This window comes from Microcoleus sp. N9_B4, from assembly GCF_036701635.1.
Lineage (GTDB): Bacteria > Cyanobacteriota > Cyanobacteriia > Cyanobacteriales > Microcoleaceae > Microcoleus.
This window is the reverse complement of the sequence record NZ_JAUBRC010000004.1, coordinates 57,745-82,546: the sequence shown is the minus strand read 5'-3', so window position 1 is coordinate 82,546 and position 24,802 is coordinate 57,745. Positions and strand designations below refer to the sequence as shown.

General features: G+C 45.3%; 20 protein-coding genes and 1 tRNA gene. 13 read left to right on the top strand and 8 right to left on the bottom strand.

Annotation, left to right across the window (positions count from 1 at the left end):
• Positions 1 to 14 precede the first annotated feature (14 nt).
• The 4 genes from QUA43_RS03820 (at position 15) to QUA43_RS03805 (ending at position 4,081) form a co-directional block, all read left to right on the top strand.
• Positions 15 to 1,577: a pentapeptide repeat-containing protein gene (locus QUA43_RS03820; RefSeq protein WP_333371174.1), complete on the top strand. Its 1,563-nt coding sequence runs from the start codon at positions 15 to 17 to the stop codon at positions 1,575 to 1,577.
• Between the two features lie 520 nt (positions 1,578 to 2,097).
• A complete protein-coding gene (locus QUA43_RS03815; protein ID WP_333371172.1) occupies positions 2,098 to 3,606 on the top strand; it encodes a helicase C-terminal domain-containing protein in 1,509 nt (502 codons plus the stop codon).
• Between the two features lie 65 nt (positions 3,607 to 3,671).
• Positions 3,672 to 3,884 carry a DUF2839 domain-containing protein gene (locus tag QUA43_RS03810; RefSeq protein WP_333371170.1) on the top strand — a complete coding sequence of 71 codons (213 nt, stop codon included), beginning with the start codon at positions 3,672 to 3,674 and terminating at the stop codon, positions 3,882 to 3,884.
• 125 nt (positions 3,885 to 4,009) lie between these two features.
• A tRNA-Val gene (locus QUA43_RS03805) sits at positions 4,010 to 4,081 on the top strand.
• A gap of 21 nt (positions 4,082 to 4,102) precedes the next feature.
• Here the strand turns inward: QUA43_RS03805 and QUA43_RS03800 are convergent.
• Positions 4,103 to 4,225: a hypothetical protein gene (locus QUA43_RS03800; RefSeq protein WP_333371168.1), complete on the bottom strand. Its 123-nt coding sequence runs from the start codon at positions 4,223 to 4,225 to the stop codon at positions 4,103 to 4,105.
• A gap of 46 nt (positions 4,226 to 4,271) precedes the next feature.
• On the opposite strand from QUA43_RS03800, the gene QUA43_RS03795 reads away from it, so the two are divergent.
• The 4 genes from QUA43_RS03795 to QUA43_RS03780 all read left to right on the top strand — a co-directional run bounded on the left by QUA43_RS03795 (position 4,272) and on the right by QUA43_RS03780 (position 6,967).
• Positions 4,272 to 4,637 (top strand): hypothetical protein, encoded by a 366-nt coding sequence (locus QUA43_RS03795; protein ID WP_333371166.1) that lies wholly within the window; start codon positions 4,272 to 4,274, stop codon positions 4,635 to 4,637.
• Complete coding sequence (locus QUA43_RS03790) at positions 4,634 to 5,038, top strand: putative toxin-antitoxin system toxin component, PIN family (RefSeq protein ID WP_333371164.1); 405 nt, start codon at positions 4,634 to 4,636, stop codon at positions 5,036 to 5,038. Before QUA43_RS03795 ends, QUA43_RS03790 begins: the two co-directional genes overlap by 4 nt.
• A gap of 106 nt (positions 5,039 to 5,144) precedes the next feature.
• Positions 5,145 to 6,086, top strand: coding sequence for a DNA polymerase beta superfamily protein (locus QUA43_RS03785; RefSeq protein WP_333371162.1), 942 nt, complete (start codon positions 5,145 to 5,147; stop codon positions 6,084 to 6,086).
• A gap of 119 nt (positions 6,087 to 6,205) precedes the next feature.
• The gene (locus tag QUA43_RS03780; protein WP_333371160.1) at positions 6,206 to 6,967 is read left to right on the top strand and encodes a DNA polymerase beta superfamily protein; all 762 of its coding nucleotides are present in this window, start codon (positions 6,206 to 6,208) and stop codon (positions 6,965 to 6,967) included.
• Positions 6,968 to 7,151: 184 nt separating this feature from the next.
• Here QUA43_RS03780 and QUA43_RS03775 read toward each other — a convergent pair whose 3' ends face one another.
• From QUA43_RS03775 to cobJ, 3 genes are all read right to left on the bottom strand, one after another.
• Positions 7,152 to 7,937, bottom strand: a complete 786-nt coding sequence (locus tag QUA43_RS03775; RefSeq protein WP_333371158.1) for a hypothetical protein — start codon at positions 7,935 to 7,937, stop codon at positions 7,152 to 7,154.
• 123 nt (positions 7,938 to 8,060) lie between these two features.
• On the bottom strand, positions 8,061 to 8,288 hold the full coding sequence (locus QUA43_RS03770; RefSeq protein ID WP_333371156.1) for a hypothetical protein: 228 nt from the start codon (positions 8,286 to 8,288) through the stop codon (positions 8,061 to 8,063).
• 100 nt (positions 8,289 to 8,388) lie between these two features.
• Positions 8,389 to 10,164, bottom strand: a complete 1,776-nt coding sequence (gene cobJ, locus QUA43_RS03765; RefSeq protein ID WP_333371154.1) for a precorrin-3B C(17)-methyltransferase — start codon at positions 10,162 to 10,164, stop codon at positions 8,389 to 8,391.
• Between the two features lie 219 nt (positions 10,165 to 10,383).
• Here cobJ and bchH point away from each other — a divergent pair, with 219 nt between their 5' ends.
• A complete protein-coding gene (bchH, locus tag QUA43_RS03760) occupies positions 10,384 to 14,229 on the top strand; it encodes a magnesium chelatase subunit H (protein WP_333371152.1) in 3,846 nt (1,281 codons plus the stop codon).
• Positions 14,230 to 14,370: 141 nt separating this feature from the next.
• Here the strand turns inward: bchH and QUA43_RS03755 are convergent, their stop codons facing one another.
• The gene (locus QUA43_RS03755; RefSeq protein ID WP_333371150.1) at positions 14,371 to 14,982 is read right to left on the bottom strand and encodes a COP23 domain-containing protein; all 612 of its coding nucleotides are present in this window, start codon (positions 14,980 to 14,982) and stop codon (positions 14,371 to 14,373) included.
• A 365-nt stretch (positions 14,983 to 15,347) separates the two neighbouring features.
• Here QUA43_RS03755 and QUA43_RS03750 point away from each other — a divergent pair, with 365 nt between their 5' ends.
• The 3 genes from QUA43_RS03750 (at position 15,348) to QUA43_RS03740 (ending at position 19,640) form a co-directional block, all read left to right on the top strand.
• Entirely contained in the window at positions 15,348 to 17,033 is a 1,686-nt protein-coding gene (locus QUA43_RS03750; RefSeq protein ID WP_333371148.1) for an NAD-binding protein, read from the top strand.
• A 169-nt stretch (positions 17,034 to 17,202) separates the two neighbouring features.
• The gene (locus QUA43_RS03745) at positions 17,203 to 19,062 is read left to right on the top strand and encodes an N-acetylmuramoyl-L-alanine amidase (RefSeq protein WP_333371146.1); all 1,860 of its coding nucleotides are present in this window, start codon (positions 17,203 to 17,205) and stop codon (positions 19,060 to 19,062) included.
• A gap of 182 nt (positions 19,063 to 19,244) precedes the next feature.
• Complete coding sequence (locus QUA43_RS03740) at positions 19,245 to 19,640, top strand: SH3 domain-containing protein (protein ID WP_333371144.1); 396 nt, start codon at positions 19,245 to 19,247, stop codon at positions 19,638 to 19,640.
• A 117-nt stretch (positions 19,641 to 19,757) separates the two neighbouring features.
• Here QUA43_RS03740 and QUA43_RS03735 read toward each other — a convergent pair whose 3' ends face one another.
• Positions 19,758 to 20,318: a Uma2 family endonuclease gene (locus tag QUA43_RS03735; protein WP_333371142.1), complete on the bottom strand. Its 561-nt coding sequence runs from the start codon at positions 20,316 to 20,318 to the stop codon at positions 19,758 to 19,760.
• Positions 20,319 to 20,397: 79 nt separating this feature from the next.
• Positions 20,398 to 21,375, bottom strand: coding sequence for a hypothetical protein (locus QUA43_RS03730; protein ID WP_333371140.1), 978 nt, complete (start codon positions 21,373 to 21,375; stop codon positions 20,398 to 20,400).
• Positions 21,376 to 21,438: 63 nt separating this feature from the next.
• On the opposite strand from QUA43_RS03730, the gene QUA43_RS03725 reads away from it, so the two are divergent.
• Positions 21,439 to 22,635 carry a CapA family protein gene (locus QUA43_RS03725; RefSeq protein WP_333371139.1) on the top strand — a complete coding sequence of 399 codons (1,197 nt, stop codon included), beginning with the start codon at positions 21,439 to 21,441 and terminating at the stop codon, positions 22,633 to 22,635.
• 110 nt (positions 22,636 to 22,745) lie between these two features.
• Here QUA43_RS03725 and QUA43_RS03720 read toward each other — a convergent pair whose 3' ends face one another.
• Complete coding sequence (locus QUA43_RS03720; protein ID WP_333371137.1) at positions 22,746 to 24,263, bottom strand: NAD(P)/FAD-dependent oxidoreductase; 1,518 nt, start codon at positions 24,261 to 24,263, stop codon at positions 22,746 to 22,748.
• Positions 24,264 to 24,802 lie beyond the last annotated feature (539 nt).

Here is a 24,802-nt window from a genome sequence, read left to right as displayed (position 1 = left end):
TTCAGGTAAAAAAAATGGAAGCTGAAGAACTGCTCAAACGATTTGCAATCGTCAAAAGATACACTGAAGGCGACAGAGATTTCACAGGAATCAACCTGAATGAAGCTAATCTCAGCCGCATCAACCTCAGCCAATCAATTTTAAGGGGGGCTAGCTTATTTGTGACCAACCTGAGTGGCGCTAACTTGAGCGAAGCTAACTTGAGCGACGCTAACTTGAATGTGGCTAGACTCAGCAGTACCAACCTGTCGCGGGCAATCTTAAACGGGGCTAATCTCAACGTAGCAAACTTAGTCAGAGCCGATTTAAGTGCAGCTCAATTAATCGGAGCATCCCTGATTAGAAGCGAATTAGTCCGTTGCGAACTCAGCAAAACTAACTTCAGCGGTGCAAACCTGACTGAAGCAGATTTAAGAGAGGTAAAACTGACAGAAGCTAACCTGTGCGGTGCTAATCTTTCGGGTGCAAATCTCAGAGGTGCTTCGGCTGCTTCAGCTAACTTTCAAGAAGCTAACTTACACGGCGTAGATTTGACGAAAGCAGAACTTAGCGGCGTCAATTTGATCAATGCTGATATGAGACAAGCTTCTTTGCAACAAGTGAATCTCAGCAGTGCCAATTTGAGCGGAGCTAACCTCAAATGGGCTGATTTGACGGGAGCTAACCTCAACGGCGCAGATCTGAGCTTTGCTAAATTGAGCGGAGCTAACCTTAACGGAGCAGATTTAAGAAATACTAATTTAGGAAGTGCTAGTTTCGTTCACGCTGATTTGACAGAAACAAATTTGATTAAGGCAGATTGGGTGGGCGCTGATTTGAGGGGAGCAACTTTAACAGGAGCAAAACTGTATTTGGTTCCTCGGTGTGGCATCATAGTAGATGATATTACTTGCCAGTGGGTTGACCTCAGCCCCGCAGGCGATCGCACTCAGATTCAACAATTTAATTCGCCGTCAGAATCGATAAAATTTTTAAATCACACGCCTGGGTTAGTGCAAATTGTGGTTGACGCACTTTTAGACTACTCAGCAAACAGCACTTTAGCAACAGCTTACAGCGAAATAGCTCGGCATTACCGGGCCATGATTTTTCCTCCTAATATTGAAGTCGGCTACCGCCGCACAACTCTAACTTTTAGATTTGAGAGCGATGAGCATTTATTGCCAGCCGCTTTTTTAGCGATTCTTCCTTTTAAAGATGCTGTACAAACTCAGAGAAATATTATGGTTATCGGCAAAAATATCGAAAGTCAAAATTTGGATGAGCAACGAATATTGCAGTTGCGTAAAGCATTGAGTACAGCTACAAATAAATTAAATGAGTTGATAAATTTGGTCTCTAATATATCACGGGTTAGTCAGCCAACAAAGTTTTTTGAGTCACCTACCCAAACTATTTTAATTAGTTCGGGACAGGAGAGTTTGATGGTGAATTCTCACGGGAATTTTGGGAAGGGAGGTACAAATCATCAGCACAGTAAATTCTGTTTGCCTCTCGGTCAAAAAGTAGTTGATTTTCTGGCCAGTTTTGATTATAAGGAATACCCTGAAAACCCCGTGACTTCAGTCCGGGAATGAAAGGGCGTTGCAGGATTTATCCTGCCTGTTCTCTTTACCTAAATCCTGAATCTAAAATCCAATCTTTTTAATTCAAAAAACTTTCTTAAAAAGTTGGACAAGACGGGACAATATGGTAGACTAAGACAGTCAAGGTTAAACTCCTTTGTCATAGTGAAACAGGACATGAGACACACTTTTAGGCATGAACTGGGGGACAAAGTGCGGCGAAAACACTCTAAACAGCCGAAACCGAAAATGTAGGTTTCAATCCAGCAAACATAAACTTTTCTACGCTCGAATTGTTAAGTAGGGTAGGGCATACCCAAACTCTAGATAAATATTCTAGTACGCTTTTGGAGATAGATCCCAAGAGAGTGTTTCTGAATTGGACTCGTCAATTGGTGGTACTCCACGGTTGAAAAGTTTAAGTATTGCCGTGAGGACAGAACATTTTAAGGTCAGTCGCTGAATTAAGAATCCCCTCGGCTTCAGCCAGGGGAGTGTCAAGTTGAGTGAGAAATGTCAATTTTAAAACCAATTGATTGAGGTAGAAGTCCACAACTCATTGCTCCGCTTCCTGCGATCGAACTCCGAGCCGCACTGGCCCCACTATTTAACGATGGCGCGGCTCGTGGCGCGGGCTTTGCGCTTGGGGCGCAGCGCTCTGATCCAAACGGGGCTTCCCGCTGGAGCTTACCGACAGCGGTATCGAGTCAGCTATTTGATGCCGATTTTGATGTGGCCGGAGCCTGTGATTTTAGTGGCGCCGAAACCGCTGCTGGAACATTTGCAGGCGGTGGAAATTCCGCGTTTGCAAGAGTGGCTGGAAACAGAGGGGTCGATCGAGACTTATTCCGATCATGCCACTGGACGAGGATTGATGCTAGCAGATCCCGAGTCTTGGCTGGCGGCTCGCTTGGCGGCGAATTCGCCACTTCACAACAATATTCCGACAATTATTGACGGTGTGGATGACTTGGAAGTTTGGACGCGCCAGCAATTGACGGCGGGTTTGCAACCGGCTGACTGGAATGATTTAATGCAATCTCAGCCTTTGGAAGCCGATGCAATTCTCCAAGGGCGGGTAATGCTAACGCGGGCTTTCTTTCAGCATCCGGCGAAACCAGAGGAGTGCTATTTGCTGGAAACAGCAGAGCAAAATATTTTGGAGGGGCTCTTTGAAAGGATCGAGCCAAACCCCCTAATTCCGGTTGCTTGGAGCAATTTTTGGCAGCGGTGGGAAGGAAACGGAAAACTGCGGTGGGCGGAAATTAATCGGGAGGCAGGGTCATTTTCTCTGTTCTGCGCGCCTGTTCAGGTGGCTGAGGTTTTGAGCAAAATTTGGGACGATCAGCCCGTGGTGTTGATTGGCGGGGCGGTGGATGTGGAACCGAAGGCTCCGATTTTCCGGCAAATGTTGGGACTGCCAGAATTGACGAGCGTTAAGTTTTCGCCCGATCGACAAAGTGAATTAATTCAACTGTACATTCCCAACTGGCTACCGCTGCCGAATACGCCGGAATTTCAGGGAGTTTTAATGGAAGAAATTCGGACTTTGCTGTTGATGAGCGCGTCGGTGGCGGGTTTAACGGTGTTGATTGTTGGTGATGTACCGCTGAAGGCTAGGCTGGCGGCGATTTTGGCTTCTGAGTTCGGTTCGCGGGTGCAGGTAGAAAAAACAGATGTGGGCGAGAATGCGATTTTGGTGACTGGGTGGGAGTTTTGGCGGGAACATCAGGGGGAATTGAGGGCGCCTCACTTGCTGGCGATCGCAACTTTGCCGCTACCTTCTTTGGAGAATCCTTTGGTGACGGCGCGTGTGGCTTATTATAAGGAACGGCGCAAGGATTGGTTTCGGTTGTATTTGCTGCCGGCGGCGCTGAATGAGTTGCAGCGGGCGATCGCGCCGGTGCGAGAACGTCAAGGGGTGGTGGCAATTTTCGACAGTAGGGTGATTCACCGCAGTTATGGACAGCAGGTTTTAGCGGCTTTGAGTCCTTTTGCGAGGATTGATTATTTGGATACGACTTGGTTGACGCAGGCTTGAGATGACCTGTTGGCGTATAATTTGGTTAGGTATCCAGTTGAAAACTAATTTAGCAGACAAAGATTATGGGTGAAGCTAAGCGTCGCAAAGAGTCGATCGGCGACGAATTCGGTAAAGAAGAGCGCATCGTTCCCTGGCTGCCAATCACGAAAACCCAAAGCGAAGATTTTGTGAAGTGGACAAGTCGCGGAAGCTGGATCGGGATTAGTCTTTTGGTTGCTTGGTGGATTGTAGTGCGATTTGTCGGCCCGTCGGCGGGTTGGTGGCAGGTTGACTGATGCCAGACTCGACAAATGCCTGTTTTCTTGGCATTGTGTCGAGTTCAACTCGGAAACCAGCGGCTGATTTTTTAGGAAAAATTTAGTTGCGAATTTGGAGTTAGTATGGTATGGTAATTATCTGCGGGCAATTAGCACAGTGGTAGCGCACTTCCTTCACACGGAAGGGGTCACAGGTTCAAATCCTGTATTGCCCATTCAAAATTTACGGTGACTCATTAGACATCTCCCAAAAATAAAATATCCTGTCGGAGTGCGATCGCGCGATCCAGGTTGGAGGGTAAAGCATTTGGGGATAAAATTACAGGTTTTTCACATAAATTGTCGCCCAAATTCTTCACCCCTACAGATCTCAAACGGCGTGAGATTATTTAGAGAGGTAACTTTATGATCCAAATAATTCTGAACTCAGAACAAGAAAAGTTACTGCAACAACAGTTAGAGACAGGGAAATATACAACCCCCGATCAGGTAATTACTGATGCTTTAAAAGCTTTGTCAGAAAAACAGCATCTTAATCAACCTCGGCAAGTAGTAACGATTCTTTCAGGAAAACCTGCACAAGAGTTACTCGCAGAAAAAATTAAAATCAGCCGGGAACTTAAGAAGAGTTATCAGCCCGATCCGCACCGACAAGCTTTAGCTGAAGATTTTAGCAACTTATGTGAAGAAACCCAGGCTTTACAAGCGGATCATCCTTTAACTGATGAAGAGATTGCCCAAGAAATTGCAGCTTATCGGAGAGGAGAATGAGAGTTGTTATAGATACTAATATTTTAGTATCTGCGGCGATCGCTGGAAGAAAACCAGCTTCTGTTATTAGCTGGGTTATCAATCAACCTGATTATGAATGGGTAGTTTCAGAAGAAATTTTAGCAGAGTATCAGGAGGTATTAAGTAGACCAAAACTAAAATTAACAGATGTTCAGAAAGAAAGATGGTTGAATTTGATTCAAGGTTCAACCAAACTCATTGATGTATCTATAGAAATTGATTTTCCTAGAGATCAAAAAGATGCTAAGTTTATTGCTTGTGCACTCTCTGCTAATGCTGATTTTTTAATTACAGGCGATCGCGATTTTACGGAAGTTCAGAGTTTAGGAAATACGTTAATTATTTCTGTTTCTATGTTTGCAGAATCGATAGTGAATTAGACACTGTTCAACAAGGCAAAAACAGCCGATCGCCCTAAACTCCCATTCTATACTACATCTATGCTACACTAACATAGTAGCTCGTGCCCCCGCAGGAGGTTTCCTCATGGCAAATGCCAATTTTCCTCAAAATTTCAACTTAATCATCCCCGCAGGAACCCAAATTGTCACCAAAATCGAGGTCAAAAACCCCGCCAGCGACGAATCTTGGAAACCGGGATTAGTAGGCGTCATCGTTCAATCGCCTACAGACAATTCTCACGCATATTTAGTCAAACTCCCAGACGGAACACAAGTTAGTCTGCGGCGGCACGAACTCAGCATCCGCAAGCAGTTTCAGAGCGAAGGATTGCAGTCAGGAGGAGATTTTCTTGCAGAATACAACCTCTATGATTCTGTAATTTACCGCTGCATTGTTGGTTCCAGAGCTTATGGTCTTGATAACGAGCAATCCGATACAGACAGACGCGGGATTTACCTGCCGCCGGCAATACTTCATTGGTCGCTTTACGGCATTCCAGAACAATTGGAAAACAAGGAAAATCAGGAATGCTATTGGGAACTGCAAAAGTTTCTGGTTTTGGCACTAAAAGCTAATCCAAATGTGCTAGAATGTTTGTACACGCCTTTAGTAGAAACTGTTTCTCCTGTAGCACAAGAATTGCTGGAAATTCGGGAAATCTTTCTTTCTCAATTGGTTTATCAAACTTACAATAGCTACGTTTTGTCTCAATTTAAAAAAATGGAGCAAGACCTCCGCAATACCGGGGAAATTCGTTGGAAGCACGCGATGCACTTAATTCGCTTGTTGCTGTCAGGAATTACGGTGCTCAAGGAGGGGTTTGTACCCGTTCGGGTGCAGGATTATCGATCGCAACTTTTATCTATCCGCAACCAAGAAATATCCTGGGATGAGGTGAATCGCTGGCGGTTGAGTTTGCACGGTGAGTTCGATCGCGCTTTTGCTGCAACTAAGCTGCCAGAACGTCCTAATTACGAGAAAGCTAATCTGTTTTTGATTGAAGCGCGTAGAGGTGCGATCGGCTAAAAGGGGCGGGTTTACGAGATCGTTAATTTGAGACATATATGGTTGGTAAAACCCGCCCCTACAGGTATTTGCGATTGTTTAACCGGAATTGAAATTAGCATTGATAAAATGTTGAAAAAATGACAGAATACATCTCGAATCTCGCCCAAATTATCTCCGTTCAACCTTATCCGCTGCTGTTTGCGACTGTCAGCGGTTCGCATTTATACGGCTTTCCTTCCGCAGATTCTGACTTCGACTTACGGGGAGTACACATTTTGCCGCTACCGAAAGTAATAGGACTGATTTCTGGAGAAGAAACAATCGAAGTTTCGGAAGTTCGGGATGGAATGCAACTCGATTTAGTAACTCACGACATCAAGAAATTTTTTGAGATGCTGTTGAAGCGCAACGGCTACGTGCTAGAACAACTGTATTCGCCGCTAATAGTTTACAGTACAAAGGAACACGAGGAATTAAAGACTATTGCCTTTCACTGCATTACCAAGCACCACAGCCACCACTATCTCGGTTTTGCTAAAACTCAATGGAAATTGTTTGAGAAAGAACGCCCGCGTCGGGTTAAGCCGCTGCTGTACGTTTATCGGGTGTTGCTGGCTGGGATTCACTTGATGCAAACGGGGGAAGTTGAGGCGAATTTGGTGAAACTTAACCAGAAATTCCAATTGTCGTATATTCCTGATTTGATAGATCGCAAGCTGGCTGGGGAGGAAAAATCTGTGCTGGAAGATACAGATATTGAATTTTATCAGCAAGAGCGCGATCGGCTAATCAATATATTAGAAGAGGCAAGTTTTACAAGTCATTTGCCGTCAAATCCTAATGCAAAGGTTGCTCTTAGCGATTTTCTGGTAAAGGTGAGGATGTCATCTGTGAACTAAGCTGTTCCACCTCTAATTAGTCTTTTCGTGCAGCAAGCAGCCTATATATTAGTCATTTTGTGCGCCGCAGATCATAGAACCTCCAGTCCAGGACAAATCAGTACCAAAAAAACCGGGTTTTTTATCCTGATCAAAGGCCATAATACAGGATTTTCGTCGTCCATTAAACCCGGTTTTAAATGATTCACTTTAATAAATTTGTGTTGGCTGGTCCGCTAAGGGCAGGTAAGCCGATATTTTGATGATCGGTAACTTGTGTGTTTTTTCCTGGTATGTAAATATTCCAACTTACGCCGCCTAGATATGTCTTGATATATGAAATCAAGCCGTGGATAAATACAACGATGCCCAGCATTTCTAATGACTCTTCAAGGGTCGCTACTATCAGGTAAGATACATTCTGCATTCCGGTTGTAGTAAATAGGTGGGCCCCGATCATTTCCATCCCAATTGCTCCTCCAACATAAAGAGCGCCTCCTGCAACAAATAATTTTCTTGTGGCAACAGGAAGGTGGAACAAAAACTTACTGTATGACAAGACAAATATCGCTACAAAAAAACCGAACGGCACAATCCAAGTAAAGTAAAGAAATCCTGATGCATTTAGCAGGCTTCGCGTCGGATTTATAAACTTTTCGTGCAATTGACCAGCTTCGTCTAAAGATAGATATAGAAATATGAATGATAAAATTTTCCAGTGATTCTTGTAGCGATCACTATCCAAGTTTTTCGCATGGGCGATCACACCCAGCAAGAGAGAACTAAACACCAATGCCAAAAATGAGTAGAAGGTTGGAAGGTTCCGCTCGGCATCAACGTTAAATATCCTTGCAATGTACTCTCTCAACGGGTATTCCGGCAAGTAGTACAGACTCATCTGACTTAAGAAAGAGAGTACAGCTAGACAGGTCACCACTCGCAGCAAAAATTGGGTTACAGCGCCAGGAGCTAAAGGAATTTGGAATTTCATGTTTTTTTAACCGTTCTCTTAAGCTTTGTTTAAGGGAATCTTATCAAAAGACAAAAAAAATTCGGTCTACCCATAGACAGAGAAGACTACTCCAGTGAAAACCCTCTTTTTGTAACCGTAGGATTATCGTAGGATTAAAGAATTTAGCAGACCTCGATCTCCCTTAATTTTTCGGTTGAGTCGATATCTAAATTCGAGATTCGATCGATGTCTGCGAGAGAAACTCGGCTTCCTGAAGCCGAGCTCCTCCGTACCGAGGATTTCTGTAATCAAAGGCGATAACTCATCAATATCAGTGACAGCCATGAGATGAAATAACAGGTCGATCGCGATCGAGTGATTTGCCGCCATTTGTTAACCTAGACTCCCCCTAGCGAGAACAAAATATCTCTTTGTCACAGTCAATTAGCTGTCAGTCAATTGCTTATTTCCGAAGTTTTTGCTGCTTTACTTATTTTTCATACCTGCGCGGCGTGTAAACCCAAACATCTCCATATTTGCGGGGAATAATCCGAGTTTGACTCGAACCGACAATCACTAAAGTTCTCATGTCAGCGTCTTGCGGCTGGAATTCGCCGAGGGTGCAAACCCGCACAGATTGACCGGGCCGGCCGAGGTTTCGCCCTAGTATGACGGGGGTTTTAGCATCGCGACTTTGCAACAAAATCTCGATCGCCCTGGAGAGTTGCCAAATCCGCTGTTTCGAGATGGGATTGTAAAATGCGATCGCGAAATCTGCGATCGCAGCAGCCGCAATCCGCTGTTCAATGACCTCCCAGGGCTTGAGAATATCCGAAAGCGAAATCGCGCAAAAATCGTGTCCGAGGGGTGCTCCGATCGCAGCAGCGGCCGCCTGCATGGCTGAAATGCCCGGTGCTACCCGAATATCGATGCCTTGCCATTCGGGTTTGGCATCAAAGTCGATCGCCTCAAACACCGCCGCCGCCATCGCAAAAATACCCGGATCTCCCGACGAAACCACGGCGACAGATTTTCCTGATGCTGCTAAATCTAGGGCAAAACGGGCGCGATCGATTTCTTCGCGGTTGTCGGAATCGTGCCGCTTTTGCCCTTCCCGCAGGGTTCCAGCTAAGTCGAGATAGAACTTGTAACCCACCCAATCCGTGGCTTCGCGCAGGATTTGTTTAACTTCCGGGGACATCCAGGGCGCGCCTCCGGGGCCGGTACCGACGATCGCGAGTTTGCCGCGGCTAAATCCGATCGCGCTAGCATCTATGGGTTCGGCGGCTAGGGCGATCGCGCAATTCAGTGCGTTTGGGCGATCGCATTCGATTAAGTGACTGTTTGCACCGGCTGCTGTCAGGGCAATTTGTGCGGCCTGATTTTCGATGAATTCCATAGAGTTTAATTCGACAAGTTCCGATCGATTGAAAAAACGGACGGGAACTTGAAAATATGCTGAAACTGCTTCTAATGCCGGATTTCCCATCTCATCTTTTAAGGCAAAAAATCCAGCAACGGAAGCTGCTGCTAAACCTGCATTTTCCAACACTTGATTGACCAATAAAACCGCTATTTCCGGCTCAATATTCGATAGCTTTGTGAGTGCAAATGCCACATTTTGCGGATGGTAAACTAAACAATCGGGCGTTGGCGCAATTGCTTTTTCGGTGACGCGGATAGTCAATTTTGCGTCGGGGGCGATCCTCTCCGAGGGCTGCGCTAACGGCAAATTGCTCTCGGAAAGCCAGCTTGCAGCCCCTTCTAGGCGTACTTTTGCCCCGGCGAGCAAATTTGAAATAAAAGTCTTCGCGTCATCTGGATTCGCCAAATAATAGCCCTGGGGAGGACTTAGCAGCGCGGTGCGAAACCGGATATCTCCCGTTGTTGTAATTGCAGGTTGTACGCCGAGGGCTGCTGCAATCTCTCTGGCCAAATCATTAACGCCGTGCAAACCGCCCAGCAGCGGTACGACGGCGCTTCCGTCTTCTGCGATGGCTAAAACTGGCGGTTCGGCGCGTTTGTCTGACAGCAGCGGGGCGAGGGTGCGGATGATAATTCCGGCGGCGCAGATGGCGATAATTGGGGTTTCTGTTGCAAACAATTCCCGCAATGTTTCGCCGAAGTTGCTAAAGTTGATGTCTGTGTCGTTCGTGCGATCGATTAAACCGTAAATCTGGGAACCGGGGAAATGTGCGGAGATTTTTTTGGCGATCGGCAGGCTGTTTTGACCTAAGATAACTATTGCGGGAGGTATTCGCTTCACGGTTTTAATTATGTGTGTGTTTGGAGTGGTTTGATTATTTTAATCTTTTGTTACTTTCAGAATAAATATTTGACGAACCGCGAAGGCGCGAAGGGCGCGAAGGAAAAGTAAGAAGTGAAGCAAGTAGTTTTTCTGTTTTATTAGTGGCCCAGGCATCTTGCCTGTGATTTTCTGCAATTAGTCTATCATTAAAAGAAGCAAATATTTCGAGGTAGGGCTGTGAAACGCATTGTTTTAATTGCAGGGTTTGAATCTTTTAATGCTGATTTGTACCGCAAAGCTGCCCAGTTAGCTGTTTCTGGCTGTCAGGGATTGGAAGTGCGGGTTTTTAGCGATCGCGCCCTCGCAGATGAACCCGATGCTGTAGCGGCTGCCCTCTTGAATGCTGATGTGTTTTTCGGGAGTTTGCTGTTTGATTACGATGCGGTAATGTGGCTGCGAGAAAGGGTGCAGAATATCCCGATTCGCCTGGTTTTTGAGTCGGCTTTGGAATTGATGAGTCTTACTCAAATTGGCGCTTTTAAAATTGGCGACAAACCGAAGGGAATGCCGAAACCGGTTAAGTTTATTCTGGATAAGTTCAGCAATGGGCGAGAAGAAGATAAGCTGGCTGGTTACATCAGCTTTTTGAAGGTAGGGCCGAAGTTATTAAAATATGTGCCGGTGCAAAAAGTGCAGGATTTACGCAACTGGCTGATTATTTATGGTTATTGGAATGCGGGCGGGGCGGATAATGTTGTCTCGATGTTTTGGATTATTTCCGAAAAGTATTTGGGGCTGAAGGTTGGGGAAATTCCGCCGCCTGTGGAAACTCCCAATATGGGTTTATTGCATCCCGATTATAATGGTTATTTTGAATCGCCTCAGCAATATTTGGATTGGTATCTCGGTAATCAAAGTTCGAGGGGCGGGCAAGATGCCCGTTCCACAAATTTTGGAACCAATTGGTTCCAAAATTCATATCAAGTAAAATCTCCTGTTGTGGGCATCTTGCTTTACCGCAAACACGTTATCACCAAACAGCCTTATATTGCTCAATTAATTCGCTATTTTGAAGATGCGGGAATTGTGCCTTTGCCGATTTTTATCAATGGCGTTGAAGGCCATGTGGCGGTGCGGGATTGGATGACGACTGCTGGTGAAACTGCGCGCCGAAAACAAGGCAACATTGAAACTCTTTCGCTTTCTAAAGATGCTGTGGAAGTTGATGCGATTGTTTCTACTATTGGCTTTCCTTTGGTTGGCGGGCCTGCTGGTTCGATGGAGGGTGGAAGGCAGGTGGAAGTTGCTAAGCGCATTTTAACTGCTAAAAATGTACCTTATTTTGTGTCCGCACCTCTGCTGATTCAGGATATCCATTCTTGGACTCGTCAGGGGATTGGGGGTTTGCAAAGTGTGGTATTGTATGCTTTGCCTGAGTTGGATGGCGCGATCGATCCCGTGCCCCTCGGCGGTTTGGTGGGTGAGGATATTTATCTGGTGCCCGATCGCGCGAAACGCCTGACAAGTAGAATTAATAATTGGGTGAAACTGCGGCAAACTCCGCCATCTGAAAGGAAAATTGCGATTATTCTCTACGGGTTTCCTCCCGGTTACGGTGCCGCGGGTACGGCGGCTTTATTAAATGTACCGAAATCGCTGCTAAGTTTCCTGCACAAACTTCAAGCAGCAGGTTATACAGTTGGAGAAATTCCGGCTGACGGTGAGGAGTTAATTCGCAGGGTGAAAGAGGCGGATGAAGCTACTTGTGACGGGCTAGATGCCCGTTCCACAAAAGAGACTGTTAATGTCAAAACTTTAGAAAAATGGCTGGGCTATCTGTTAACAAGCCGCATCGAAAAACAGTGGAAATCTTTAACTGGTACGGGCATTAAGACAGACGGCGACGAGTTCCACATCGGTGGCATTCAACTGGGCAATGTTTGGATAGGTTTGCAGCCGCCGCTGGGGATTTCGGGCGATCCGATGCGCTTAATGTTCGATCGCGATTTGACTCCTCACCCTCAATATGCTGCTTTTTACAAGTGGCTGCAAAATGATTTGCAAGCTGATGCTGTGGTTCACTTCGGAATGCACGGCACTGTGGAATGGTTGCCCGGTTCTCCTCTGGGAAATACTGGCTATTCTTGGTCAGATATTTTGTTGGGAAGTTTGCCGAATCTTTATATTTATGCTGCCAACAATCCCTCGGAATCGATGTTGGCAAAACGGCGCGGTTACGGTGTTTTGATTTCTCACAATGTGCCGCCATACGGTCGCGCTGGCTTGTACAAGGAATTGATGGCTTTGCGGGATTTGATTGCGGAATATCGAGAAGATACAGCAAAGAATTATGTGCTCAAAGAGGCTATTTGTAAGAAAGTTTTAGATAGCGGTTTGGAGGCTGATTGTCCGTTTGAGGATGCTCGAAAGTTGGGGATCGCTTTTAGTTTTGAGAATGTGGGAATGTTCAGTGCTGATGCTTTTAACCGCTATTTGGTGAAGCTTTACGAGTATTTGCAGGTGGTGGAATGTCGCTTGTTTTCTTCGGGTTTACACGTTCTCGGAGAACCGCCTAGTTCTGAGGCAATGACCTCTTATCTTGAGGCTTATTTTGGGGAGAGGTTGTCGGAGGAACAGGTGAAAGCAATTGTTTTGCAAACAAGCACAGGCAAGATGCCTGTGCCACAAACAAGCACAGGCAAGATGCCTGTGCCACAAACAAGCACAGGCAAGATGCCTGTGCCACAAGAGGGGTTTGGTGAGGTTTTTGAGGAGGGCTTGTTAGTTAGGGATTTGTTGTTGCAAACGACGGATGAGTTGACTAATCTTTTGCGGGGTTTGAATGGGGAATATATTCTGCCTGCACCGGGCGGGGATTTGTTGCGGGATGGGGCTGGGGTGTTGCCAACTGGCAGGAATATTCACGCTTTAGATCCTTATCGGATGCCTTCTCCGGCTGCTTATGAAAGGGGGCGCGAAATTGCTCGGAAAATTATTGAGAAGCACCTTGAGGAACAGGGGAATTATCCTGAGACTGTGGCAGTGATGCTGTGGGGTTTGGATGCTATTAAGACTCGGGGTGAATCTATTGGAATTCTGCTAGAATTGGTGGGCGCTGAACCTCTGAAGGAGGGAACTGGCCGGATTGTTCGCTATGAGTTAAAACCGTTAGCTGATGTCGGTCATCCCCGGATTGATGTGTTGGGAAATCTTTCGGGGATTTTTCGAGATAGCTTTGTGAATATTATTGAGTTGTTGGACGATTTGTTTGTGCGGGCGGCGGATGCGGATGAACCGGAATCGGAGAATTTTATTCGCAAACACGCTTTAATTTTGCAGGCAAAAGGTGTGCAGAATTATTCGGCAAGGTTGTTTTCTAATCCGGCTGGGGATTTTGGTTCTTTGGTTAACGATAGGGTTGTTGATGGTAGTTGGGATTCTGGGGATGAGTTGGGGAAAACTTGGGAAAGTCGCAATGTTTTTAGTTACGGGAGGAAGGATAAGGGGGAAGCGAGGCCGGAGGTTTTGACTCAGTTGTTGAAAGGGTGCGATCGCATAATTCAAGAAATTGATTCTGTGGAATACGGTTTGACTGATATTCAAGAGTATTATGCGAATACTGGCGGTTTGAAGAAAGCCGCAGAAAAGCAGCGCGGAAAAAAAGTCAATACCAGTTTTGTAGAAAGTTTTTCTCAGGATACAACTCCGCGCAATTTAGAAGATTTGCTGCGCTTGGAATATCGAACTAAGTTGCTAAATCCTAAGTGGGCTAACGCGATGGCAAATCAAGGTTCGGGCGGCGCTTATGAAATTTCGCAGCGGATGACTGCGTTAATTGGTTGGGGCGGAACGGCTGATTTTACTGATAGTTGGGTTTACGATCAGGCGGCTGATACTTATGCTTTGGATGAGGAGATGGCGCGGAAGTTGCGGGAGGCAAATCCTGAAGCTTTTCGCAATATTGTAGGGCGAATGTTGGAGGCTAACGGGCGGGGTTTTTGGCAGCCGGATGCGGATAAGTTGCAGCAGTTGCGCGAGTTGTACGAGTTAACTGATGAGAGGATTGAAGGGGTGGCAGTGTAGTTTTTTTAGTTAACTGGTTCCTAGGCTCTGCCTGGGAACCGATATCCAGAGGCTCTGCCTCGCCAGCTTCCATCACAATTGGAGGCAGAGCCTCCGGATCTGTGTTACCAGGCAGAGCCTGGTAACGAGTAGAATTGGAGATTAAATACCTCGATCGCCCTGCGGTTTTGCTACAGGAACTGACGGTTTATTGTTTGGAGAATTAAAAGCTCGATCGACCATATCTCCAAAAGGAACAAACTGCGGTGCAGATGATTGAGTTCCTGTTCTGAACGTTGTAACTGGCCCGCCGCCGTCTTGGGCAAAATTAATCAATCTCGTTAAAGCATCACCGGGATTTTTAGCATTGCGCTTGTCTAGGGTGAACAGCAGATTTTGAGAGTTACAGCGCCCCCGTCCGTTCACGTAACAAACTACGGGCAAGTTATTAACAATTCCTGTTGTTAACTGCAAATTGCTCAATCTTCCGCCATTCTGGGCAACAGCTTTGGTCAATCTATTGGAAACAATTTGACAGCGCTGCCAAGGTGTATATTCGCGGCCGAACTCGGTAGATTTCCACAGAATCATCGGATCTGTCGTGACATTTCCCCGCCGCGCAATAGTGACAAAATTGCGACCGGAAGTAACGCACTGAAATGTTGTTCTAGTGTTATTCCAGTTGCTCGTTGGAGCTGCTTGCACTTGGCTTGCAAAGGCGACAGTACCGGCGAAAACTAAAGCGGATGCTAATAAGGGTGCAGTGAATTTCATAATAACTCCTGCCGCTAAGGCAGCTAAATTTATGTAGGAAGTCATAGTTGTAGGACAGGGCAGTGTCCCTACCTATTCAAATTCTGCTGGTTGGCTGTCGCACCCGGATATTTTTCAAATCTTAAATTAGGTTAGTTGCACCTCATATCTGTAGGTACAGGGCACTGCTTTGTCCTTGTTTCAAAACTTGGGAACGCGGCTGCAGAGACACGGCACTGTCCTTTCCTTGTTTCAAAACTTCCAGGCCACGGCGGCACAAGTTTCCTAGATAGTCTTTTTAGCTACATTCTGCAAAGCCAGGAGAGTCAACAATGGTAAGTAAAACTACAAGGACAGCTCCGAAATTGGCTGGCAAATAACTTTTTATGAAACCTCGAATCATTGTTTGCGGGTTGGGCCACACGGGACACAAGATTTTTTGTTTGTTGAGACAGCAAGGAGCGATTGTGGTTGGTATTAGCGATCGCCCAATTCGCGGCGAAACTTCTGATGTGGTTGTCGGTAATTTGCAAGCAGCTTCTACCTTGTTGGCAGCGGGCATTCAAAACGCTCACACTTTAGTAATTGCAGGAGACGATGATGCTGTAAATTTGGCAATTTTGATGCAAGCGAGAATTCTCAATCCTCAGATTCGCATCATCAACAGATTGTTCAATACTAGCTTGGGCGACAGAATTGACCACACTTTGCCCGATCACACTTCCATGAGTGTTTCATCATTGGCGGCTCCGGTTTTTGCCTTTGCGGCTCTCGGAAATCAGGCGATCGGACAGTTGCGTTTGTTCGATCGCACTTGGCCGATTCACGAAGAATATATTGATGAAACACATCCTTGGAAAAATCGAAAACTGAGCGATTTGTGGGACGATCGATCGCGAATGTTGATTTATTATCTGCCGGCTGCTAACAAAACTGATTTAGTATCGGCGGTGCTTACCGATCGCCAGTGTCAGCAGGGCGATCGGCTAATTGTTGCCACTCAGCCAACTGTGCGTAGCCCCCAAAAAAATTTAAGTCAAAAACTGCTCAAAACCTTAACTAACCTGCGCCGATTTCAACAGCACAGCCAAGCAGCAGTAATTGTTGTACTAACGCTACTGTCAATGATTGCCGTTGCTACTGCTACCTATATTTGTGTTGACGATAATATCTCAATTGTTGATTCTCTCTATTTTTCAGTAGGGATGATTACCGGAGCCGGAGGCCATGAAAAAGTTGCCGAACAAGCTCCCGAAAGCATTAAACTATTTACAATTGTCATGATGTTAGTTGGAGCTGGCATCATCGGCATCTGCTACGCACTGCTCAACGATTATGTATTGGGAACTCGCTTTACCGAATATTGGGATGTGGCGCGAGTTCCGCAGCGGAATCATTACATTATCTGCGGACTCGGAGGAATCGGTATCCAAATTGCTAAAGAACTGCACACTAACGGTTACGATATTGTGGCGATCGAGCAAGATCCAAACTGCCGGTTTCTGAACACGGCTCGCTCAATGAAAATTCCGGTCATTCAGGGAAGTGCCAGTTTACCCGCTACTTTGGAAGCTGCTAATGTTAAGCAAGCGGCCGCACTTTTGGCTGTTACTAGCAGCGATATGTCTAATGTCGAAATTGCCTTGAGCGCTAAAGGATTAGCACCAAAACTATCAGTTATTGTTCGCAATCAAGACCCACATTTTGCTTTAATGGTGCAGCAAGTTTTTGAATTTGAAGGAGTTTTGAACCCGACGGAATTGGCGGCTCCTGCTTTCGCGGCGGCGGCGATTGGAGGCCGAATTTTGGGCAACGGAATGACTGCTGATAGTCTCTGGGTTTGCTTGGCCACATTGATTACGCCAAACCATCCTTTCTGTGGCCACCGTATTCAAGATGCTGCTAAGTCTGCGGATTTTGTGCCTCTTTATGTGGAAACTAAGTGTCAAACTCTCCACGGCTGGGATTTACTCAATTGTTGTTTGAGTACGGGGGATGTTTTGTATTTGACGATGCCGGCGAATCGGTTGGATCAACTGTGGAGAACCACCTCGGAATTAATTAAAACTTAATGGTTTTACGCGGAAATTTATATTGCCGATCGCTCAATTGCAACTACAAACCTGATAAAATGGGATCTGTCTAGTAAATAAGACTTACGACTAATCCTCTGAAATCCGGTTTCTTAGGGCAAGTTCTAGTATAAATAATCCACCGACTCTCAATTAGTTGCGATTTAGAATGAGAAAATTTTTAGGATTAGTTGTGTTTGGGATGATAATGGCGATCGCCTCTGTAGCTGTCGCCGCTCAACCTTTGTTCGTCGCTTATCCTCCCGCCAACCACAAAACTACAGCCGATCGCATCTTTTTAATCGGCACAGCGCCCGCACCGGGACAAGTATCGGTAAATGGCAACCAAATTTCTCGCACCGCATCCGGGCATTTCGCCCCGACTTTTCCGCTGCAACTCGGCGAAAATCTCTTTACATTGCGTTACGACAATCAGGAAGTCAAAATTAAGGTGACGCGCGAGTCGAATCAGCCGGAAGCCCCTGTAGGATTGGCTTTTGCTAAAGATTCCCTGACGCCGAAAGTCGATGTCGCGAGTTTGCCGGGGGAATATATTTGCTTTGGGGCGATCGCACCGGCGAATGCTCAAGTTTCGGTAAAATTGGCGGGCATTACTATTCCTTTAAAAGCGCGATCGCAAGTTGAACTACCAGACAACGCATCTGTACTATTAGACGCAAATTCCCCGATCAAGAAAGGCGGTAGCCAACAGTATCAAGGCTGCGGTAAAACCCCCCCCAACCCCCCCTTGCTAAGGGGGGGCAATGAGTCTAATTCTCCCTTGGCAAGGGTGGAAAATGAGTCTAACTCTTCGCTGTCCAATGCTGAAAAAGTTGAATTAGGAGTGCCTGTATTTGAGCTAACAATGAATAATCAAACTATCAGCCAACAAGGTACTGGCAAAATTTCTATTCTTTCTCCGGCTGACTTAGAAATAGCCGAAGTAACAGCAGATCCTGGTGTCGCCAGAACCGGGGCAAGTACAGATTTTTCTCGGATGACACCGCTGCCGAAGGGCACGCGAGCAACAATTATCGGGCGCGAGGGAGAATGGCTCAGACTCGATTACGGTGCTTGGATTAAAGCATCGGAAGTGCGAATTGTCAAGGATTCAGTACCTCCGCGATCGATTATTCGCAGTGCCAGTTCGCGTCAAGTTTCCGGCTGGACAGAGGTGTTATTTCCCTTAGAAACACCTGTCCCAGTCACCGTGCAGGAAGGAGAACGCACTTTCACTTTAACCCTGTACAATACTACCGCTCAAACTGACATTATTCGCCTCTCCGATGACCCGGTAATTTCGCGTTTGGAATGGCAACAAATCGCGCCACTGCAAGTACAATATACTTTTAATCTCAAATCTGCCCAACAGTGGGGTTACAAGTTGAGATACGAGGGCACAACTTTAGTGCTGTCTTTAAAAAACCCGCCTGCCAATACAAGCGCGGTGCCCAATTCGCAAGCAAAGTCCCTGTCGGGAATTAAGATTCTCATCGATCCGGGACACGGCGGGCCGGAGGATGGAGGTGCTGTGAGTCCAGTGGGAATTAGGGAAAAAACAGTAGCTTTAACAGTGTCGAAATTGGTGCAACAGGAATTGGTAAATCGGGGCGCGAATGTGGTAATGACGCGGGTAGAAGATGTCGATTTGGATTTGCCGCCACGGGTGGAAATGATTCAAAAAGAAGAACCTGCGATCGCAATTTCAATTCACTACAATGCTTTGCCAGATAACGGCGACGCCATTAAGACTAAAGGAGTCGGCGCTTTCTGGTTTCACCCGCAAGCGCACAGTTTGGCAATGTTTTTGCACAATTATTTAGTTGCCAAGTTGAACCGTCCGAGCTATGGTGTATTCTGGAACAACTTAGCCATGACTCGTCCTGCCGTTACTCCATCTGTTTTAATGGAATTGGGATTTCTGATCAATCCCGAAGAGTTTGAATGGATTGTGAATCCGACAGAACAAAAGAAATTAGCTGAGGCGATCGCCCAAGGTGTTACCGAATGGTTTGCCTCGGTCAAATAATAGTTAGTAGTAAGGACTGAAGTCATTCTCGAAAAAATCATATAGCAATTCTAAATCATTTGTGAATCTCTTACTCCCTCCTCTTGATAAGGGGAGGGTTGGGGTGGGGTAAAAAGTTTAGGACTCCTGCAAGGATTGCTATAGTCAGGACTTCAGTTCAGCCAATCCAAGGAAATGAAATAATGCTAATTTTTACTCAATCAAAAGCCTTTTTTATTGCAGCCGTCGTTGCAAGTTTTAGCTTCTCGCTTTACAGCTTTCCTGTTTTCGGCAAGCAGCAAAATCTTGCTCCCGCAAAAGCAGAAGCTTTAAAAAAGCAAACTCATTGCTCATTTATTACAGGTGAAGGTGGCGCTGTTAACATTCGCAAAGGCCCAGGCAATAAGTACGCGGTTGTTGCTAAATTGAAAAGGGGAGACGGAGTTAGGGCTGTCAGCAGACAAGGTAATTGGGTGAAAATTGCCGCTAGATTTTCGGGTAATCCTCCTAATGAAACTTTGACAATCCTTGACGGTTGGGTGAACAATCAATTTATTAATGGCTGTTCCGAAGACCAATTTGACAGGTGGCGACAATAGGGAATTTGGTTTGTAGTGAGGACTTCATTCCTGAGTTTAGATGAGGACTTGCATTCCTCACTACAAACCCAACCGGGAGATTTTTTAAATTCGTACAAAAAAGACGATCGCCCTGATTCATTGTTGCATTCTCAACCAGCTAAACACCTGTTCGGCGGTGATATTCAGGGGAATCATTTCGGGCACGGGAACGATATCGCTACCTTCGCAGAATTGCGGTTGTTGGTTGGGCAAAAACGCTAAAATCGATCGATCGTCTGGATCGATTAGCCACCCCAACTGACAATTATGTTGAAGACAGTGAATAATTTTTCGAGTTACGCGATTTGAGCTTTGTTGTGGCGACAGGATTTCGATCGCCCAATACGGCGCAATTCGCACATCATCTACTGGTTCGCCGCTGTCATCAAATTGAATCTGTTCCCACAATAGTACCGCAATATCTGGAACAATCGATCGACCGCCAAAGGTACACCGCAACTCTGGAAAAGCATAAGCTATTTTTGGAGTTTCCGTCACCTGATTAATTTCGTTGCAGGCTTTGGATTGCAATCGGCTGTGCTTTATTTTCGGCAGCGGTTTTTGGATAATCTCCCCCTCAATGTATTCGCTGGCCGGTTTGGTTTCTGGCAGTTTCAGAAATTCTTCCAGGGTGAAGCGCCCAGTTGCGATCGTCATAAATAAATTCCTCGATTCTACCTATCTTCAATGTAATCCCAAAAAATATTTATCTTGCCTAAAAATTGTGCTATTTCGCCTAACTTTCGGGAACAATCTGCTGCTTAAACTCAAACAGATTAGGATTTTTTGGGTCATAAAAAGCCCGTAACCAATGCACGTTTGGAGAACCAAAAGTTTCAACTCTAGTAAAATTTTTCATTCTCGGTAGTTGAGTCTCATCGGTAAAATATGGTAAAGGTTTATCGATGCGGAAATAGTGAGTATCGCCGTGGACGAATACAACCTGCCCTGGGAAATTGCCTGTTTCTGTTTCCAGAGTTGCGATAAAATCGTTGTAGCCACTTCTTCTTTTGTCCGTCGGATCGAGTTCAAATCCCGGATTTGCCTGTGCAACTAATACAATTCCTTTGCTGTTGCTGCGTTTGGCTAAAGCAAAACATTCTTTGATCCACGCTAAGTTAGCTGAATTGCGATCGGCATATTCTGCATCTGCTTCGGGAGTGCGGCCAAAATTGTTGTTGCTTCCCGGCATATTAATCGCGAAAAACACAACGCCATGATAAATCCAGCGAACATTTTCGCGGAATTTAGCAAACTGCGGGTTTTCGCTTTGACGGGTGAGAGTTAAGGTGCGCTTTCCCAAACTTTGATTACCGTTGCTAAATATTTCCCGCAGTTTAGCGAGTCTTTCTACTGGATCGTAACTGCCGTTTTTCGATCGGTGGCAATCCGTCCATTCATTATCACCATAAACTAGAATAAATGGGATTTCAAAATAGTTAAATAACTGCTTGCGGCTGAGAAAAGTTGCATCATCGCAGACACTAGAACCGTTTTTAATGTCGCCGTCGTGGACGACAAACGCTGCGGGCGATCTATTGATATCTGCAATCAAATTCGGAAATTGTGCTTCCTGTTCGGCACTGTAGGGCAAATCGCCAATCAAGGCAAATTCAAAAGGTCGATTGACCGAAGTTTGAGCGTAAGTTAAAACGCCAAAACCCGTAATTAATACAAAAACAATAAAGGCAAGAATTAGATAGTTTTTTTTCATATATTTAGCCGTAACTAAATTAGTTATGATATCATATAACCCGACAAATTACTCTCAAAAATCATGAATTTTCGTCGGTTGCTCTCGGTAATTGCCATGCTTTCGATCGCAGGCTGCAATATCCAAACGCCACAAACTAACACACAGCCTACAGAAAGTCAATCGCCAATTGCAGCCCCTGTTCCCGCCGAACCAAAGTCGGAGATCAAAGAAGCAAAACTAATTGCTGTCGGCGACATCATGATGCACAGTACCCAAACGCGATCGGGCTACGACGCAAAAAATAAAACATACAATTTTGACACTTTCTTCGCACCAGTTAAAAGTATCCTGTCTACAGGCGATTGGGTCATCGGAAATCTCGAAACACCTTTAGCGGGGGAAGATGCGGGCGGATATACGGGATATCCGCTATTTAACGCACCGGCTCAATTAGCGGATGCTGCTAAAAAAGCTGGATTTAATATCTTGACAACGGCGAACAATCATGCTTTAGACCGTGGAGAAAAAGGAGTAATTAGGACGATCGCCAATCTGAGCGATCGTAAAATTGCCTCAACAGGAACTGCCACATCTACCGCCGAGGCTTCACGCACTTTAATCAGCACCAAAAACAACATTTCACTAGCCATGCTAGCCTACACCTACGGCACCAACGGCATTCCCATACCCAAAGGCAAAGATTACTTAGTTTCCCTAATCGACGAAAAAAAGATAATCAAAGACATTGCCAAAGCGCGAAAACAAGGAGCAGATATTATCGCAATTTCCCTGCATTTTGGCGATGAATATCAGCGACAGCCAAACCCCCAACAAAAACAATTAGTGGAAAACCTATTAAAAGCTGGTGCAGACATCATTCTCGGCAGCCATCCCCACGTCGTCCAACCTTACAAAATATTTAACTTCCCCGCAAAAAATGGCAAAACCCGCAAAGCTGTAGCAATTTATTCAATGGGAAACTTCATTTCCGGTCAGAATAAAAAATATACCGACTTAGGCGTAATTTTGCAAGTAAATATTCGCAAAAGATTTCCCGAAAAAACCACAGAAATTACCGAAGTAAAAACACATCCTACTTGGGTGCACCGCTATACTCAGAACAATAAAACAAACTATCGCGTTTTGCCCTTAGAAACAACTGTCAGCCAGAAAAAAGATGCACTACTAGCAACTTCACAGTATCCAATTTTATCAAAATATTTGCAGGATATGAACAATCATCTTAACTCTTTGAATAGTCCGAAAAAATCAAAGTAATTTTGCATTGGAAATTGGGTATTGGTGAGTGTAATTGGAGGCCTAGCCGAGCGATTTGTATTCCCAGGCAGGGCCCATTGCTCAGGTAACAACTTAAGCTAGGAAAGCAATCATGTATCCAACGGAAGAGGGTGTAGTGGAGTAGATAGAGTTTTCTTTTTATGATTATATTCTTCCGATACGCCAAGATAATCAGATGGTTGATATCTGCCGAATATCTCAGCGAAAATGTTAGGCAATTTTCGATAAGGAGAAACGCCCATATCTTTAAGCATGATGTCAATATATTGTTGAAAGCGAGTGTTAATCGCACAGGATCGCGAAGGTTCAAATTGAATATTTGCGCGTTTCCACTGGCGAATATATTCAATACTTTTTTCCATATTTTCGGTGGAAGGTAACTCAAGTTCACCACGCAAGTAAGCACACAGCCATTGTGTGGCAATCTCGACTGCTGGCAGGTGCATATATCCATGATTGAACCCGGCAAAGGCAATGCCAGGAATGCGAGGATGAAGCAAGTGGCGATATAACTGCACGCCATCGGGTTCGGTTTCCAACATTCTTCGATATTTATCAGGCAAAAATGGAAAAATCGGCGTTTGCGAACCCAAAGATAGAACGACTAAATCGCATGGAATCTCGCAACCATTTTTCAACTTTACTGCTTCTCGCGAAAAACCCGATAATTCTGCACGGTGGGGCGAGATTTTTCCTTCTGCAATAAACGGATAGTAATTTTCAGGGGCAACCGCTGTGGCTGAACGTAAATCAGGCAATAGTTTGTGATCTGGTTGTACAGCTTTGATGCGGCGCTGGGCCTCTTGATCTGTTCCAGAAACATTTCGCTGAACTTGAAAGCGGAAGATGGATGCAATCAAATCCCAAAAAGCTGAAACAATGAAGCCAAGGCGATTGTGCAGGAAACGTTCAATGGCGGTTGGATGTGCCCAACTTGTCATCATCACTGTTCCAAAACGGCTGAATAATGGGTAGGAAAAATGTACGCCCAAAATTCGTTCTGGCACCAGCCAGCGCGGTGTACGAAATACATGATTTACTTGCGCTCCTTGTTTTGCTGCGAAAGTCGCCATGTCCAAAGCGCTTTTTCCGAAGCCAACGATTACAACTCGTTGATTATCAAATATATCAAGCGCGTGCACATCCCGTTCAGTGATGATTTTCCCACCGAAATCTTCGATACCTGGAAATTCAGGTTGATATTTTCCTTCTGTATATTGCCCAACTGAGACAACGACGTATCCAAATAATTCTTCGTGAACCCCATCCTGGTTTTTATATTTTAATAGCCAGCCATCTTCTGTTTCTTGGAGTTTGATAACTTCATGATTTAACCGCACATCAAGCTTTAAATGATTGACCGCTTGCTCCAAATAATTCAGGATTTGTTCTCCGGTGGGATGTAAATCAGGGGTGAATGGCCAGGGAAAATCAGATAAATGATACTGTTCCCTGATATTTTGCAGGTGTACGTTTGGGTATGCAAGTGTCCATACTCCGCCAATCTTTTCGGATTTCTCGAAAACAACTGCTTGGAAACCATTTTTCTTGAGAATATTGGCTGTCGTAATGCCTGATATTCCCGCGCCAATAATGGCAATTGGCATACCGTTTTTGTATTGCATATATTTGAGTATCCTGAAGTAGGTAAGCGCGATTAAACAGAGCTATCTAACAGTATGTAAACAGCCCTAACTTAGCCACGTTTAGGGCTAAGGGTACTTTACAATCGTTTACATAATTGTGTTTTACCTCGCCTACCTACTTAACTGTATTGATTGCTATATTTTACGCCATAAACTCAGGAGAGCCTTTCCTTCTGCCTCCTGCCTTTTGCCTCCTGCCTCAAAACTTCAATTTCTAGCTTGGCTGTAAAAGAGAGATTCTCCCTACATACCTTCGGGCTCTGATGCGATCGGGCGATCGACAAAATTGCTGTAGGGAAACCGCACTACCGTTTCCTGACTGCCCTTCCTTACCCGCAGTTTTTTTAAAGTCGCATCAATTTTCAGTAAATACCGATCTACACACTCGCCAAACCCAAAGTTAAAATATACCCAATAAAAAAAAATAGCTCCTCCTAGCTGTTTTTTGGTCAGCTAAATATCAGGGAGTGCATCTACGTGTCAATAAATAAAACGCTCAA

What these genes read in the sequence shown, in the direction of transcription:
- QUA43_RS03820 (WP_333371174.1), top strand. Translation starts at nt 15, where the DNA reads ATGGAAGCTGAAGAACTGCTCAAACGATTTGCAATCGTCAAAAGATAC.
- QUA43_RS03810 (WP_333371170.1), top strand. Translation starts at nt 3,672, where the DNA reads ATGGGTGAAGCTAAGCGTCGCAAAGAGTCGATCGGCGACGAATTCGGT.
- QUA43_RS03795 (WP_333371166.1), top strand. Translation starts at nt 4,272, where the DNA reads ATGATCCAAATAATTCTGAACTCAGAACAAGAAAAGTTACTGCAACAA.
- QUA43_RS03790 (WP_333371164.1), top strand. Translation starts at nt 4,634, where the DNA reads ATGAGAGTTGTTATAGATACTAATATTTTAGTATCTGCGGCGATCGCT.
- QUA43_RS03785 (WP_333371162.1), top strand. Translation starts at nt 5,145, where the DNA reads ATGGCAAATGCCAATTTTCCTCAAAATTTCAACTTAATCATCCCCGCA.
- QUA43_RS03780 (WP_333371160.1), top strand. Translation starts at nt 6,206, where the DNA reads ATGACAGAATACATCTCGAATCTCGCCCAAATTATCTCCGTTCAACCT.
- QUA43_RS03775 (WP_333371158.1), bottom strand. Translation starts at nt 7,937, where the DNA reads ATGAAATTCCAAATTCCTTTAGCTCCTGGCGCTGTAACCCAATTTTTG.
- QUA43_RS03770 (WP_333371156.1), bottom strand. Translation starts at nt 8,288, where the DNA reads ATGGCGGCAAATCACTCGATCGCGATCGACCTGTTATTTCATCTCATG.
- QUA43_RS03755 (WP_333371150.1), bottom strand. Translation starts at nt 14,982, where the DNA reads ATGAAATTCACTGCACCCTTATTAGCATCCGCTTTAGTTTTCGCCGGT.
- QUA43_RS03750 (WP_333371148.1), top strand. Translation starts at nt 15,348, where the DNA reads ATGAAACCTCGAATCATTGTTTGCGGGTTGGGCCACACGGGACACAAG.
- QUA43_RS03745 (WP_333371146.1), top strand. Translation starts at nt 17,203, where the DNA reads ATGAGAAAATTTTTAGGATTAGTTGTGTTTGGGATGATAATGGCGATC.
- QUA43_RS03740 (WP_333371144.1), top strand. Translation starts at nt 19,245, where the DNA reads ATGCTAATTTTTACTCAATCAAAAGCCTTTTTTATTGCAGCCGTCGTT.
- QUA43_RS03735 (WP_333371142.1), bottom strand. Translation starts at nt 20,318, where the DNA reads ATGACGATCGCAACTGGGCGCTTCACCCTGGAAGAATTTCTGAAACTG.
- QUA43_RS03730 (WP_333371140.1), bottom strand. Translation starts at nt 21,375, where the DNA reads ATGAAAAAAAACTATCTAATTCTTGCCTTTATTGTTTTTGTATTAATT.
- QUA43_RS03725 (WP_333371139.1), top strand. Translation starts at nt 21,439, where the DNA reads ATGAATTTTCGTCGGTTGCTCTCGGTAATTGCCATGCTTTCGATCGCA.
- QUA43_RS03720 (WP_333371137.1), bottom strand. Translation starts at nt 24,263, where the DNA reads ATGCCAATTGCCATTATTGGCGCGGGAATATCAGGCATTACGACAGCC.